Genomic DNA, 13317 nt, shown 5'->3' with positions numbered 1-13317 from the left:
CGGTGCCGGGTACCGCCAAACGCCGGGAGTTATGCGGTTTTTCCGCACATCTCGGCTTAGCCATAAAAAGGGCACCTCTAAAGGTGCCCACGCTAAACTCTACTGAATCTCTCATCTTAATCTCTCAACTGAGTCTCTCCATTTAATCTCTCAACCGAGGCTGTCAATTGAGCCCTCGAACCTCCCCGCCGAGTCTCTCAACAGCCAAGTTTCCCTCTACCGAGACTCTCGACTAAATCCTCCGCCGGTTCTCCCCGCTAAATCGCCGCAGCGCGCTCCATCTCCCTCCGCCGCAGCGCCGGGAGAACGTCGTTGACCGTCAGGACCGTGACGCCGCAGGACAGCGAGTAGTCGACCTGCGCCTGGTCGTCGGGGCAGTAGCACCATACCTGCAGGCCGCGAGCGCGCATCTCGTCGACGAGCTTGGGCGTCAGCAGCTGCACCGGCAGCCCGACGGCCCACATTTTCGCATACGTCCCGTCCGTGCCGTGATCGAAGTTCGCCATCAATTCCGCGGGAAAACCTTGCGTTTTTACGCCGTGCGCATCGTGCAGATAGGCGATGATATCGGCGTCGAAGCAGGTAAAAACGCATCGCGACAACATACACCGGCCCGCCAGCAGGGGGACGGCCCGATCCGCGATCTCCTTCGCCCGCGGACCGGACTTGATCTCCACGTTCAGCAGCACGTCGGGATGAGCCGCCAGCAGTTCGCACAGCTCCCCGAACGTCGGGATGCGCAGTCCCTCGAACGGGCGGCCGAACCACCCGCCGGCATCCAGCCGCGCCAGCTCCGCCAACTTCAGGTCCCCAACGGCTCCGGTACCGTCGGTCGTGCGGTCGACCGTCTCGTCGTGGATGACGACGACCTCGCCGTCCTTGGACATCCGCAAGTCGAATTCCAGCATGTCGACGCCCCGCTTCAGCGCTTCGTCGAACGCGAGCAGCGTATTTTCCGGATACGCCGCCTTGTAACCCCGATGGCCTGCCACGACGATGCGCGAGTCTCCGTTCAGCCGTTCGATATTCGTCATCTCCGCTGCCTCCGTTTTATTTGGATTATGCGCTCAGGATGCGCTCCGCCTCTTTCTTGAAGGTGTCGAGCGTGCTCTTGATATCCTTGCTGTCGTAGAAAATCGCTTCGATCGCGGAGAAAAACTCGTGCATCACCTCGGGCCAAGCGACGTCCTTGTTCGTATCGACGGCATACTCCAGCTGATCGTACGCCACCTTGCGGTTCGGCTCCTTAGCCCACAGGTCCTGAATCTCCTTGGACTCGACCATCGCTTTTGTGAAGGGCAAATATCCCGACTGCACGATAAACTGCTGCGCGCCCTGCGGATCGGTGTCCATCCACTGGACGAACGTCCAAGCGGCGTCCTTGTTTTTCGAGCCGGACAGGAGCGCGACGTTGGCGCCGCCCGTCGGATTGGCGTAAACTTGGTCCTTCGGCAGAAACGCCGTCACGTAGTCGAAGTTCACCGCGCTCATCAGGCCGCCGATCGAGCCCGTCGACTGGTACATCATCGCGACCTTGCCTTCGGTGAACATCTTGTTGACGATGTTGCCGGAGTCCTGCTGCGGCGGATAGTAGAAGGCTCCGCTATTCTGCAAATCTTTCAAAAAGCCGAATACTTTCTCCCCGACGCCGTTGTCGACGAAATCGACCGACGTGTTGCCGTCGTTGAAGAATTTGCCTCCGGCCTGCGAGATCATGGCGATCGGGTACCACGTATCGTAAGGCATCGTAAGACCGTATTGTCCTTTGCCTTTGTCGGCCAGCGCGTTCGCGGCCGCCTTCAGCTCGTCCCATGTCTTGGCACGGCAATCCCCTTGGCGTCCAGCAGCGTCTTGTTGACGTGAAGGATCGGCGTCGAGCGGTTCAGCGGCAAAGAGACAAGCTTGTCGTTGAACACCGAATGTCCCATGAGGCCCGGGGTAAAGTCGTCGGGGCTCATGCCCGACCGATCCAAATACGGCTTCAAGTCTTCCAGCACGTCCGAATCGGCGAACATCTGCACGTACGCCCGCTCCAGCATGGTGACGTCCGGCGCCGTGTTGGAGGCGACCGCCTGTTGCAGCTTCGTGACCGTCTCGTCGTAACCGCCCTGGAAGGTACCGACCACCTCGATATCGGGATGCGACTCATTGAACCGCTTGATGAGCGCGTCCATGTATTCGCCGTTTTTGCCGCCGAGCGAATGCCAGAACTGCACCTTCGTCTTGGCGCCGCCCCCCGCCGTCTCCGGCGAAGTCGTCGCGCTGGAAGTAGGCGAGCTAGACGCCCCTTGGTTGGCATCGGAAGATGCCGAACTTCCGTCTCCCCCGCCGCATCCGGCGAGCACCCCCATCAATGCCGTTGCGACCAACGCTCCGCGAATCTTCTTTTGTGCCACTTTTGTACCCCTCCATCAAAATGAATTTCAAATCTCTATGCCAAGGGACCGCTGCCTTACTTGATCCCCGAATAGACGAACGCTTTGACGATCTGCTGGGAGCAGAACAAGTACACGATAAGGATCGGGACGACGAGCACGACGTTGCCGGCCATGAGGATGTGCCAATTGCTGATGCCTTCGGTCTCCCGGAGCATCGCGATCCCGAGCGTGAGCGGCCGTACCGCGTTCGAGTCCGTCATGATGAGCGGCCAGAAATAGTCGTTCCAGTGGCTCACGAAGCTGAACAGCGCGATCGTCGCCAGCGCCGGCGTCGACATCGGAATCATGAGCCGCCAGATGATCTTCGCCTCGCTGGCGTTGTCCAGACGGGCCGCCTCGACGATTTCTTCGGCGATCTGCATGAAGTACTGGCGCAGCAGGAAGATGCCGAACGCGCTCGAGAGGAACGGCAGAATCTGCGGCAGCAGCGTCCGGATGAGACCCCAATCCGCAAGCATCAAATAAACCGGAATGAAGGTGACTTGGCCCGGAATCATGAATGCCAGCAGCACGAGGCCGAACAGGGCGTTTCTCCCCGGAAAGCGGTATTTGGCAAAGGCGTACGCTGCCGGGATCATTACAACGAGCTGGAGCGCGATGATGGATGCCGTCACGACGACGGAGTTGCGCGCGTACGTGAGGAACGGACCGGCCTTCATCGCATGGACGAAGTTCTGCCACTGCGGGGAGGCCGGGAGCCACGTCGGCGGGAAAGCCATCGTCTCCCGAAACGTCTGCAGCGACGTCGAAATCATCCAGAGGAACGGGAAGACGAAGACGAGCACGACGGCGCCTTTCAGCGCGTAATCCGCCAAGACGCGGATCGGGTGGCGAGCGTATTCCGGATTCAACGGTCATGCTCCTTCCTGGCCGGCGCCTGCGCCGCGCTTGCGGCGAGGAAACCGGTCATTGGTAATGCACCTTGCGCGCCAGCAACCGGAAATAGAGGAACGTCAGCAGGCCGATGATCGCCATCAGCACGACGCCGGTCGCCGCCGAGTAACCGATATTGGTCGTGCGGAATTGATAAATATAGTAGACGATCGTGCTCGTCGCGCCGTTCGGACCGCCTCCCGTCATGACCTGCACCGTATCGAACACCTTGAAGGAGCCGATCGTCATGATAACGAGGATAAAAAAGAGCTGCGGCGAAAGGAGCGGGAGCGTAATCCGGAAAAACACGTTTGTCCTGCTCGCGTTGTCGAGCGCCGCCGCTTCGTAGATGGTCGGCGGAATGCTCTGCAACGCGGCTACGATAATCAGCGTGTAGTAGCCGATGCCCTGCCAGACGGAGACGAGGATAACGGACAGCAGCGCCGTCTTGGAGCTCTGCAGCCAGGCCGAGGGCGGGAGGCCGAACAGCTTGAACAGATAGTTCAGCAAGCCTTGATTCGGCTCCATCAGCCACATCCAGAGCAGCGCGATGGAGACGATCGAGACGATGTGCGGGGTGAAGATGCCCGCCTGCACGATCCGGTTCCACCGCGACTTGCGCTTCAGCCAAAGCGCGGCGAGAAGCGAAAGCACCATTGTGCAGACGACGACGCCGACCGTGTAAAGGGCCGTATTGCCCAGCGCCTGGTAGAAGTCGCCGCGCGTGAAGATCTGATGGTAGTTGTCGAGCCCGATATATTTGCTCTTCGCCTTGTTCATTAGGTTGTACTTATAGAAGCTGAGCTTGATCAAATAGAAGATCGGATAAAGGACGAACAGGCCGATCCCTGCCATCGCCGGCGCGATCATGACGTACGGCCGCAGCAGCGGCCACCACCCGCGGCTAGGCATGGGCCGGCTCCCTGCTGCAGAGCGCCGCTACATACGCGTCGTGCGCCGGGTGATCGCGCCGGATCCGGTCGCCCGCGGCGTCGAAGAAGAACAGCTTGTCCGCCGGCACTTCGAGCTCGACCTCCTGATCGACCGCAAATCGGTCGGCGAAGCACTTCACCATGAACGACGCGCCAGGTTCCCCGTCGCGGCGCACCTGATAGAGCGTCTCCGCGCCGAGCATTTCGCGAGTCGCGATGCGGCCGCGGAACGCGTAGCGGGCTTCGTCCGCCCCGGCCGGTTTGGGGGCGCCGGCACCGGGACGGATCGGGTCGCCGGCCGCTGCCGCCGCAAGCTCGCGCTCCGCCCCGGACAAGACGGCGAGATCGGCGCTCTCCGGCCGAAAGCCAAAGCGCACGCCATCGATCCCCAACTCGCCCACGTTCATCGGAGGCACCCCGATGAACTGCGCCGCGAACAGGTTGGCCGGGTCGCGATAGACGTCCTCCGGCGGCGCCTCCTGCTGGATGACGCCTTCGTTCATGAGCACGATCGTATCGGCCATCGACATCGCTTCGACCTGGTCGTGCGTCACGTAGACGAAGGTGGCGCCCAGCTTTTTGTGCAGCTCGATCAGCTCGATGCGCATCTGCGCGCGCAGCTTCGCGTCCAGGTTCGACAGCGGTTCGTCCATCAGGAACACGGACGGCTCCTTCACCATCGCCCGGGCAAGCGCGACTCGCTGCCGCTGGCCGCCGGACAGCGTGGAAGGCATGCGATCAAGATAGCCCGCCAGTCCGACGGTGGCGCCGATCGTCTCGACAAGCCGGGTGCGCTCGGCTTTCGGCACGCGATTGTTTTTGAGCCCGAATTCGATATTGTCCCTGACGGTCATCGTCGGGTAGATCGCGTAGTTCTGGAACACCATCGCGACGCCCCGTTTGCCCGGCGGAACGCGGGACACGTCCTTGCCGCCGATGCGCACTTCGCCGGACGACTGCGGTCCGATGCCCGCGATCATTCGCAGCAGCGTCGTCTTGCCGCAGCCGGAAGGCCCGACGAGCACCGTGAATTTGCCGTCCTCGATCGTAAGGTTCAGATTGTCGATGACGCTGCTCTTTTCGAACGACTTGGTCACGCGGACAAACTCGATGGAAGCCATCGACGATTCCCTCCCTTCGCCCCATTTGCGCACTTTCGCGCAAACATCGCGCAAATCATGATCGTTTTTGTTCGCTTTTATGGATTTGATTGTAGACTCCGACTGTCAAGCGAGTATCAGCGCGGGATGAATCGGGTGTTAAAATGCGCAAAATCGAGCAAACTTCAACTTTCTCACGTATGTGTCGGAAGGAAATGCGGGACAAAAAACAAAAAATGCACCCCGGATAGGGTGCATTCGTAGACGTTTAAGCTTCGTTGCAGGTGTATAGCAGCGTCTAAGCTTCGTTGTAGGCGTGCAGCAGCGTATAGCGGTTCGGGCGGATCCGATGCGCTTCCCGCAGGCTGCGCGAGACGAGCGCTTCGCCGATGCCGAGCTCGCCCGGCGAGGTCGGACCTCCGGCCGCGCGCAGCAGATCGGCGATCGTCTCCGCATCCGGGATGCGCCGGACGAGCGCGGCGATCTCGCCCCACAAGCCGGCGATCCGCTCGCGTCCGCGCCAGCGGTCCGGTCCTTCGTCCGCCAGGCGATGATAGAGGCGGGAGATCTCGGCACACGCGACGCCGACCTTGGCGCCGTGCAGCAGCTGCTTGCGCCCCTGGCGGATGCTGTCCATCTCCCAATAATGGGAGAGGTGATGCTCCGCCCCGGAGGCCGGGTGCGACTGGCCGAACAGCAGCATCGCGAAGCCGGACTCGATCAGCGCGCCGGTCAGGATGGCGATGCCCTCCTCGTCTCGCTTGCCGATCAGCCCAGCATGGTCCACGCACCGCTGGAGCGCGGAGCGGGTCATGGCCGCCGACGCCTCCAGATATGGCTCGTCATGGACAAGCGCGCCGAACCGCCAGTCGAACAGCGACGTATACTTGCCCAGCATGTCGCCGAAACCCGCGGCGACGAGCGGCGGCGGCGCCTGCGCGAGAATGTCCAAGTCGGCGAAGATCGCGTCGGGCCCGATCGCCGCGACCGTAATCTTGTCACCTCGAATCAGCAGAGGCGCGCCCTTTGAATTGAAGCCGTCCACGGACGGCGCCGTCGGCACCGAGAGAAAGGGAATGCCCGCCGTATAGGCGGCGTAACGCGCGATATCGTGCAGCGTCCCGCTGCCGACGGCAAGGACGGCCTCGGCCCGATGCCGCTGGATCTCCAGCAGAAGCTGAACGATCGAGGCTTCGTCCGCGACGACGTCGCCGATCGCGTTCGGCTGGATGCGCGCGACCGGGACGTCGATCCCCGCCGCCGTCAGCGAGGCTTCCGCGGACTTGCCGGCCGCCTCGTACGTATTCGCGTCGGCGACGAGGACGAGACGGCGATAGCCTTTGTCTGCGGCATACGGCGCCACGAACCGGATCGCGCCGGCGCGAAGCTCGACCCGTTCCAGCTCGATCCGGCTGCGCATCTCCTCCGGCAGCCCCGCGGCTTGTGCGTGGATGTCTTTCATAAAATCAGACATGAGCGTCCTCCTTCCCGGCCCGATAAACCGTGATGCCTTGATCCGCAAAAGCCCGCGCGTCGGACTCGGCGATCTCTTCGCCCGTGATGAGGGCGTGGATCGCGCCGTTCGGCGCCACTTCGTGCAGCGCGACTTTGCCGATCTTCGTATGGTCCGTCACGACGACGATCTCCCCCGCCGCCCGGATCATCGCCTGCTTGGCCGGGACGAGCATCGCCTCCGGATGCATCAGCCCGTGCTGCGGGTGCAGCGCGGGCGTACCGATGAACGCTTTTTCCACATGGAGCGACTTCAACACCCGATCCGTAATCATTCCGTTCAGCATGTAGCTGGACGGATACAGCTCGCCGCCGGTGAGAACCACCTTCACGCCCGGGGCGTCGCGCAGCTCCGCCGCCACGTTCATGTCGTTGGTGATGACCGTAATCCCCTTGCGGTGAATGAGATTCCGCGCGATATGCAGCGTCGTCGTTCCCGAGTCGATGATGATGTTCTCGCCGTCTTCGACCAAGGAAGCCGCGAGCCGCCCGATGCGCACCTTCTCGCTCAAATGCTGGCTCGTCCGCTCGTTGAACGACGGCTCGTCACGGGTCCACTGCTCTACGATGACCCCGCCGTGCGTGCGCTTCAGCATGCCCTCCTGCTCGATTTCCGCCAAATCCCGGCGAATCGTTGCTTCATGAACGTTGAACGCCTTGGCCAGGACGGATACCGTCGCCGACCGATATTGCCTCACGTAGTCTACGATGCGCTTCTTTCTCTCCGCTGCCAGCACGCGATCGATTGCTCCTTCCGTGCGCATTTGTGTTTGCATATGCTCAATTTTACTCATTTCTAGCATAGCTCGCAATCGTTAAGAGAGTGTTAACCATCGCAAACCCGATTCGGCGGACCAAGCTCATGCGCGCGCGGGACAACCTCTCCCGACTTCCAAGCATGTCTCCCGGCGGACATGCATAGTTAATTAGTATCACTCACCCCTGGGGAGGTAGGTCCAATTGCTCCTGCGGCTCAAACGTATCTCCGTCGAGCTTCGGCTGCTCGCCGTCCTGTCCGCGCTGTTCCTCTTCAGCGCCTCGTTGGGCGAACAATCCGCCTTTTTCAGCACGCTGTCGTTCCCTCTCCTGCTGTTCAGCGCAAGCCTATGCATCTGGCTGTACGTGCGCAAGATGAACCTGAACCGCCGCATCATCGGAGGTCTCACGATCGTCATGCTGCTGTCGCTGCTGCTGCGCGACACGCCGTTCGCTCACTTTGTGAACGCGGCGCTCGCCATCCCGCTCGTCCTGCTGGCCGCCGTGGAGTATACGCGATTTTCCAGGACCGACGTTCGCGCCTGCCTGCTCTGGCTCGTCGCGGCGCCGTCGGTCGGCGCGCTGCTCATCAGCACGGTCGCGGGGGACAACATCTGGTTCCAGCTGACGGCGCTGCCCGTCGCCTGGATCGCGATGGCGCGATACGCCGAGCATGAAGTGTACGCCAAGAGCCTTAAGTTCGTCGTCGCCGCGCTCACGCTTCTCGTGCTCGGCCTCATCGTGTCCGCCGACGCGCTCGCGCTGCATCCGCTGCTCGAGCTGATCAAAAACGAGGAAGCGCGGAACTTCCTCGAGCGGGCGACGAGCGGCAACGGCCTCCCTGCGCTGCACCTGCTGCTGTTCGCGCTGTATCTTCCGATTCTCGCGATCAGCGTCATTTCTTACTACGTCAGCAAGCAGCAAGCTTCCTGATCTCGCGCATGCACCCTGGCCCGATCTCAAGAAGCCCCCGTCTTCCCTTTCCCGGGAGGGTGGGGGTTTCGTCTTGTCTAGCCGGCGCCTCTATATCCACTTGGCCCGGATCGTGATACAATGACCCCAAAAAAAGAGATAGATTCGCCAAGGAGAGAAACCGTACGAATGGAATCGCCCGCAACCGGCAAGGCCCGCTTTCCGTTTTCGTTGTTGTGTCTCACGTTAGGCGCGTTTGCGATCGGCATGACCGAGTTCGTCATCATGGGCTTGCTGCCCAACGTCGCGCACGATCTGGGCGTGACCATCCCGCAGGCCGGCATGCTCATTACCAGCTACGCGCTCGGCGTCGCGGCAGGCGCGCCCGTGCTGACCATGCTGACCCACCGGCTCCCGCAGAAAAAATTGCTGATTCTCCTCGTCTGCATGTTCGTCTTCGGCAACCTGATGTCCGCGCTTGCGCCGACTTACCCGCTGCTCATCGCGGCCCGCGTGCTGACCGCGCTCTCGCACGGCACGTTCCTCGGCGTCGGCACGATTATCGCCTCCCGGCTCGTCCCCGCCGAAAAGCGCGCGGGCGCCGTGTCGCTCGTCCTGGCAGGACTGACGATCGCCAACATCGTCGGCGTCCCGTTCGGCACGTTCGTCGGCCAGCAGCTCGGCTGGCGCGCTTCGTTCGGCGCGATTACGCTGCTCGGCCTTGTGGCGCTCGTAGGCATCATGCTGTTCATCCCGGTCATCCGCCAAGACGGTCACGCGAGTCTCGCCAAGGAAATCCGCGGCGTCCTGAACCCGCAAGTGCTCTTGATTCTGCTGACCGGCGCGCTCGGCTGCGGGAGCTTGTTCTCGCTCTTCACGTACATTACGCCGATGCTCGAAAACGTGACCGGCTTCGCGGAGCACAGCGTCGCCTGGATTCTGGTCCTGTTCGGCATCGGCGTCACGATCGGCAACATGCTGGGGGGCAAGCTGGCGGACTGGAAGCTCATGCCTGCCCTGATCGTCAACTTCGCGACTCTCGCGGTCATTTTGCTGCTGCTGACGCTCGCTTTCCGCGAGCCGGTCCTCGCCGTCGCGACCGTCTTCGTATGGGGCGTCGCCGCCTTCGGCATTCTGCCGGGCATCCAGCTGCGCATTCTGAATTTGGCGCACGAAGCGCCGCTGCTCGCCGCGACCTCCAGCCACTCCGTGCTGAATCTGGGCAACGCGGGAGGCGCGTATCTCGGCGGTACGGTCATTACCTACGCAGGCCTGCCGCACGTGCCGCTGCTGGCGGCGGGCCTTGCCGGCCTCGGCCTGCTCGCCGCGGTCGGCAGCGTGGCGCTCGAGCGCAAGCTTCGCGCCCGCGTCCGACCGGGCCGCGCGACCGTCAGCCCTTGACGTTCGTAGAGATGGCTCCGACGCAGAAGTGAGGAGAGGCATCTTCAAGACGGAAACAAAACGCGGATATGTGAGACCGAGACAAGGCGTGGGTATGGGAGATCGAGACAAGGCAAGGGTGTTTGAAATTGAAACACAGCGAAGGTATCGAGACCGAGACAAGTCGGGTATCAGATCAAGAAAAGCGAGGAAATTTGAATATGTCCATTCCACAGGAGCGGCTCCTGACCGCCAGTCGGGATAATCTGATCTCGTATATGACCGCGCTCGGCGCGTATGTGCCCGGCTTCGCGTTGGCTGAGGACAACGGTCTGATCCGCATCGAGGCCGCCATGATGTATCCGATGTTCAACCGGGTTTTCACGACGCCGAGGGACTTGAAGCCGGACAGTCTCGCTTCGCTTATCGAAGCGGAAAAGTCAAGATATGAGAAGCGCGGCGCATCGTTGATGTGGGTCCATTGGGGCGAAGAGGAGGCACCGGGCTTAACGGAAAGGCTGGTCGAAGGCGGCTTCGAGGAAAAGAACCTCCTCCCGGGCATGGGCCTCGACCTGACGACGCCCGAGGAAGAAAGGCCCGCGATTCCCGGCCTTGCGATCGAGACGGTGACGAAAGCGGAGACGTTCGAGATCTACAAAGACGTATCCGCCCGCACGTTCGGTCTGCCGCTTCCTCTGAACACGCTGCTTGTCGACGCGATCGCGGGGGCTGCGCTTCAAGGAGATGGCAAGGTCGTCTCCTATCTCGCGTATCTGGAAGGGGAGCCCGTCGCGATCACGACGGCTTTCCTCGAGAAAGGCGTCGCCGGCATCTATAATGTCGGGACGCTGGAAGCCGCGCGCGGCCGCGGCATCGGGCGGGCGATCACGCAGCACGCGGTCCGGGAAGCCCGCGCTTCGGGCGCCTCTTTGGCCGTGCTTCAGGCTTCCAAGCTGGGGGAGCCCGTCTATCGCGGACTCGGGTTCGAGGCGGGGCTGACGATCGGTCTTTACGCCTCGCCCCCGCCTGCCGCCGGCTGAAAGCAAAGAGCTGTCCCCCAAGCAAATTCGGGGAGCAGCTCTTTTTTAGTGGGCTTGGGGCTTATTTACTTGGATTCGATACTCGGCTTGGGTTGGTTATTGGCTTGGGTCGGTGCCCCGCTTACCGAGCCCCTTCCGTCACAGCGGCTTGACGGGAATCGCGGCCCGGTAGCGCGCCGACAGGAAGGTCAAATACTTGCGCAAGCCTCTCCAGCTGACGAAGGCGATGCCCCCTACGATCCCCGCGACCGGGAGCGCGAAAGCCATGCTCCAAGCCGTCGGCACCTCTATGCCCGGCCCGATCGACATATTGATCCAGGTGACGCCGAACGAACGGATCACGCCGGCGAGCAAGACCAAGACCGAGCAGAAGCCGAAGCCGTAGGCGACCACGGCCAGGAAGGGCACGACCAGGACGCTCAGCAAACCCGCCGTGCAGTAGAATCCGACGAGCGACAAGACATCCTTCAGCGAACGCATGGAGACGCTCCCCATCAGCCGCTCGCTGCGGTAGGCGCGCGCGAGCTTGCGCGGTTCGCCCAGCCTGGCGAGGATCGCCGCCTCGGCTTCGCCGCTGGCCGTACCCTCGGCGATGTGGCTCTCGATTTCGCGCACGGCGTCGAGACGCTCCGCTTCCGGCAGCTTCTCGAGGTAATGATACAGCTTATCCAAATAGGCTCTTCCTTGCGGGGTGATCATATCGGCTCTCCTCCATACGTTTCGATTTGCCGGACGGCTCCGTCGATTTTGCGCCACTCCCCGGACATTTTGTCCGTGAGGCTCCGCCCGGTCTCCGTCAACCTGTAATATTTGCGCGGCGGTCCGGATTCGGACTCCTGCCAGTAAGACTCGATGATCTGATCCTTCAGCAATCTCCGCAACAGCGGATACAGCGTCCCCTCCGTGACGGCGAGCGGCTCCCATCTGGATAGCACCGTCACGAGCTCGTATCCGTATCTGGGCTCCCTGCCGATGAGCTGCAGGATGCAGTACTCCAGCAAGCCCCGGCGGACCTGCGACGTCCATTCGGACATATCCATTCCGGCTTCCGCTCCTTTCGGTACCATGTTATCACGTAGTACTATGCTCTGCAAGGTACCTGGCGAAAAAAAGATCCCCTCCGACTATACACCGGGGAGAGGATGCTTAAAAGCCGCAAAAAGCGTTCAGCCCCTCCCGACGCGCGTTAGCGCCGAAGGCGGCGTTCCGTCAGGATGCAGCACGCTGAGGCTTTTGCGTCAGGACGCAGCACGATGGCGGCGATCGCACACCATCTGCCTCCCCGGCAACCCGGGCGCACGATCGATTTCGCCAGGGATCGGCTGCATTTTTCGTCGGGGCTCGTCTGACTGCAGACGCGCTCAGTTGGAGACGGTCGGTACCGGCTCGGACTTGCGCCGGGAAGAGGCGGCCGTCCAGTTGACCAGGAAAATGCCGGCGAGGATAAGAAAGCCGCCGACGTAAACGTACCATTGCACGATTTCACCCAGGATCGCCCATCCGGACAGGACGCCGAAAAAAGGCGCCAGGAACAAAAACGCGCTCGTCTTGCCCGGGTCCCCGGCATTCAAAAGATAATACCACGTCGCGAACTGGACGATGGAGCCGAGGATCGCGAGATAAAGAACGATGCCGATCGCGGATGGGGTGACGATCAGCTTGGGCGTCTCCGCCGCGACGCCCAGCAAGAGCAGCAGCAGTCCGCCGAACAGCATCTGGTGCGCCGTCAGCGCCCAGACGTCGAGGTCGGCGCCCCAGCGCTTGACCAGAATCGTCGCGACCGCCCAAGCGACCGCCGATCCGAGACCGAGCAATGTCCCGGTCTTCAACTGCAATTGAAAGCCCAGCGTGGCGGCCACGCCGGCAAAGCCGATCAGGACGCCCAGCCATTGGGACAAGCGGTAGCGCGCCCGAAGCAGCCAGGTGCCGAGCAGGACGACCAGGAGCGGATTCGCAAAGGTGAGGATCGAGGATTCGCCCGCCGTGATCGTCCGCAAACTGAGAAAGATGCAGCCCATAACCGCCGCCGTCTGGCAGGCGCCGACCGCCGCGATTTTGGCCCATCCCGAAGGCGCTGCGGGCAGCCGTCGCCGTCCCACCCAGATCGCCATGAGCGCACCCGCCAGCGAAAAGCGAAGCCCGACGAGCAGCAGCGGGGAAAAGTAGGCAAGTCCCAGCTTGCCTACCGCGAACGAAGAGCCCATGAGCGCCGTCGCCAGCACGACCAAGCTTGCGTATTTTGCCGGATGCATTTCGATTCCTCCAACAACCTGTTTTCAGCGATTGTACCGCAGGGACCTTTTAGCGCTCATCGAAATATGGAATGCAAATGCAACACGGCAAAAAAGGACGCCTCAAGAGGTTTAGGCGTCCT

General features: G+C 61.9%; 12 protein-coding genes and 1 pseudogene. 3 read left to right on the top strand and 10 right to left on the bottom strand.

Annotated features, from left to right (window positions below; genetic code table 11):
• Window positions 1-257: 257 nt before the first annotated feature.
• The 7 genes and pseudogenes from LKX83_RS19845 to LKX83_RS19815 form a co-directional block, all read right to left on the bottom strand.
• Window positions 258-1034 (bottom strand): glycerophosphodiester phosphodiesterase family protein, encoded by a 777-nt coding sequence (locus LKX83_RS19845; RefSeq protein WP_227884138.1) that lies wholly within the window; start codon window positions 1032-1034, stop codon window positions 258-260.
• A gap of 25 nt (window positions 1035-1059) precedes the next feature.
• Window positions 1060-2174, bottom strand: a pseudogene (locus LKX83_RS19840) (ABC transporter substrate-binding protein).
• A gap of 278 nt (window positions 2175-2452) precedes the next feature.
• The gene (locus LKX83_RS19835) at window positions 2453-3193 is read right to left on the bottom strand and encodes a carbohydrate ABC transporter permease (RefSeq protein ID WP_227884147.1); all 741 of its coding nucleotides are present in this window, start codon (window positions 3191-3193) and stop codon (window positions 2453-2455) included.
• Between the two features lie 151 nt (window positions 3194-3344).
• The gene (locus LKX83_RS19830) at window positions 3345-4223 is read right to left on the bottom strand and encodes a carbohydrate ABC transporter permease (protein WP_227884137.1); all 879 of its coding nucleotides are present in this window, start codon (window positions 4221-4223) and stop codon (window positions 3345-3347) included.
• Window positions 4216-5364: an ABC transporter ATP-binding protein gene (locus LKX83_RS19825; RefSeq protein ID WP_227884136.1), complete on the bottom strand. Its 1149-nt coding sequence runs from the start codon at window positions 5362-5364 to the stop codon at window positions 4216-4218. The genes LKX83_RS19830 and LKX83_RS19825 overlap by 8 nt, the downstream gene beginning before the upstream one ends.
• A gap of 277 nt (window positions 5365-5641) precedes the next feature.
• The gene (locus tag LKX83_RS19820) at window positions 5642-6817 is read right to left on the bottom strand and encodes a sn-glycerol-1-phosphate dehydrogenase (protein WP_227884134.1); all 1176 of its coding nucleotides are present in this window, start codon (window positions 6815-6817) and stop codon (window positions 5642-5644) included.
• Entirely contained in the window at window positions 6810-7592 is a 783-nt protein-coding gene (locus LKX83_RS19815; protein WP_227884132.1) for a DeoR/GlpR family DNA-binding transcription regulator, read from the bottom strand. Before LKX83_RS19815 ends, LKX83_RS19820 begins: the two co-directional genes overlap by 8 nt.
• Window positions 7593-7815: 223 nt before the next feature.
• Between LKX83_RS19815 and LKX83_RS19810 the strand changes: the two genes are divergently transcribed.
• The 3 genes from LKX83_RS19810 to LKX83_RS19800 all read left to right on the top strand — a co-directional run bounded on the left by LKX83_RS19810 (window position 7816) and on the right by LKX83_RS19800 (window position 10943).
• The gene (locus LKX83_RS19810; RefSeq protein WP_227884131.1) at window positions 7816-8544 is read left to right on the top strand and encodes a hypothetical protein; all 729 of its coding nucleotides are present in this window, start codon (window positions 7816-7818) and stop codon (window positions 8542-8544) included.
• A 168-nt stretch (window positions 8545-8712) separates the two neighbouring features.
• Window positions 8713-9924, top strand: coding sequence for an MFS transporter (locus LKX83_RS19805; RefSeq protein WP_227884129.1), 1212 nt, complete (start codon window positions 8713-8715; stop codon window positions 9922-9924).
• Window positions 9925-10124: 200 nt separating this feature from the next.
• Complete coding sequence (locus LKX83_RS19800; RefSeq protein WP_227884127.1) at window positions 10125-10943, top strand: GNAT family N-acetyltransferase; 819 nt, start codon at window positions 10125-10127, stop codon at window positions 10941-10943.
• Between the two features lie 138 nt (window positions 10944-11081).
• Here LKX83_RS19800 and LKX83_RS19795 read toward each other — a convergent pair whose 3' ends face one another.
• The 3 genes from LKX83_RS19795 to LKX83_RS19785 all read right to left on the bottom strand — a co-directional run bounded on the left by LKX83_RS19795 (window position 11082) and on the right by LKX83_RS19785 (window position 13195).
• The gene (locus LKX83_RS19795) at window positions 11082-11642 is read right to left on the bottom strand and encodes a DUF1700 domain-containing protein (protein WP_227884124.1); all 561 of its coding nucleotides are present in this window, start codon (window positions 11640-11642) and stop codon (window positions 11082-11084) included.
• Window positions 11639-11983: a PadR family transcriptional regulator gene (locus tag LKX83_RS19790; protein ID WP_227884122.1), complete on the bottom strand. Its 345-nt coding sequence runs from the start codon at window positions 11981-11983 to the stop codon at window positions 11639-11641. The genes LKX83_RS19795 and LKX83_RS19790 overlap by 4 nt, the downstream gene beginning before the upstream one ends.
• 321 nt (window positions 11984-12304) lie before the next feature.
• Window positions 12305-13195, bottom strand: a complete 891-nt coding sequence (locus LKX83_RS19785) for a DMT family transporter (protein ID WP_227884120.1) — start codon at window positions 13193-13195, stop codon at window positions 12305-12307.
• Window positions 13196-13317 lie beyond the last annotated feature (122 nt).

Origin of the sequence: Cohnella baijiui (genome assembly GCF_020731285.1) — a bacterium.
Taxonomy (GTDB): domain Bacteria; phylum Bacillota; class Bacilli; order Paenibacillales; family Paenibacillaceae; genus Cohnella.
This window is presented reverse-complemented; position numbering and strand designations above follow the sequence as displayed.

What these genes read in the sequence shown, in the direction of transcription:
- LKX83_RS19845 (WP_227884138.1), bottom strand. Translation starts at nt 1,034, where the DNA reads ATGACGAATATCGAACGGCTGAACGGAGACTCGCGCATCGTCGTGGCA.
- LKX83_RS19835 (WP_227884147.1), bottom strand. Translation starts at nt 3,193, where the DNA reads ATGATTTCGACGTCGCTGCAGACGTTTCGGGAGACGATGGCTTTCCCG.
- LKX83_RS19830 (WP_227884137.1), bottom strand. Translation starts at nt 4,223, where the DNA reads ATGCCTAGCCGCGGGTGGTGGCCGCTGCTGCGGCCGTACGTCATGATC.
- LKX83_RS19825 (WP_227884136.1), bottom strand. Translation starts at nt 5,364, where the DNA reads ATGGCTTCCATCGAGTTTGTCCGCGTGACCAAGTCGTTCGAAAAGAGC.
- LKX83_RS19820 (WP_227884134.1), bottom strand. Translation starts at nt 6,817, where the DNA reads ATGTCTGATTTTATGAAAGACATCCACGCACAAGCCGCGGGGCTGCCG.
- LKX83_RS19805 (WP_227884129.1), top strand. Translation starts at nt 8,713, where the DNA reads ATGGAATCGCCCGCAACCGGCAAGGCCCGCTTTCCGTTTTCGTTGTTG.
- LKX83_RS19800 (WP_227884127.1), top strand. Translation starts at nt 10,125, where the DNA reads ATGTCCATTCCACAGGAGCGGCTCCTGACCGCCAGTCGGGATAATCTG.
- LKX83_RS19795 (WP_227884124.1), bottom strand. Translation starts at nt 11,642, where the DNA reads ATGATCACCCCGCAAGGAAGAGCCTATTTGGATAAGCTGTATCATTAC.
- LKX83_RS19790 (WP_227884122.1), bottom strand. Translation starts at nt 11,983, where the DNA reads ATGGATATGTCCGAATGGACGTCGCAGGTCCGCCGGGGCTTGCTGGAG.
- LKX83_RS19785 (WP_227884120.1), bottom strand. Translation starts at nt 13,195, where the DNA reads ATGCATCCGGCAAAATACGCAAGCTTGGTCGTGCTGGCGACGGCGCTC.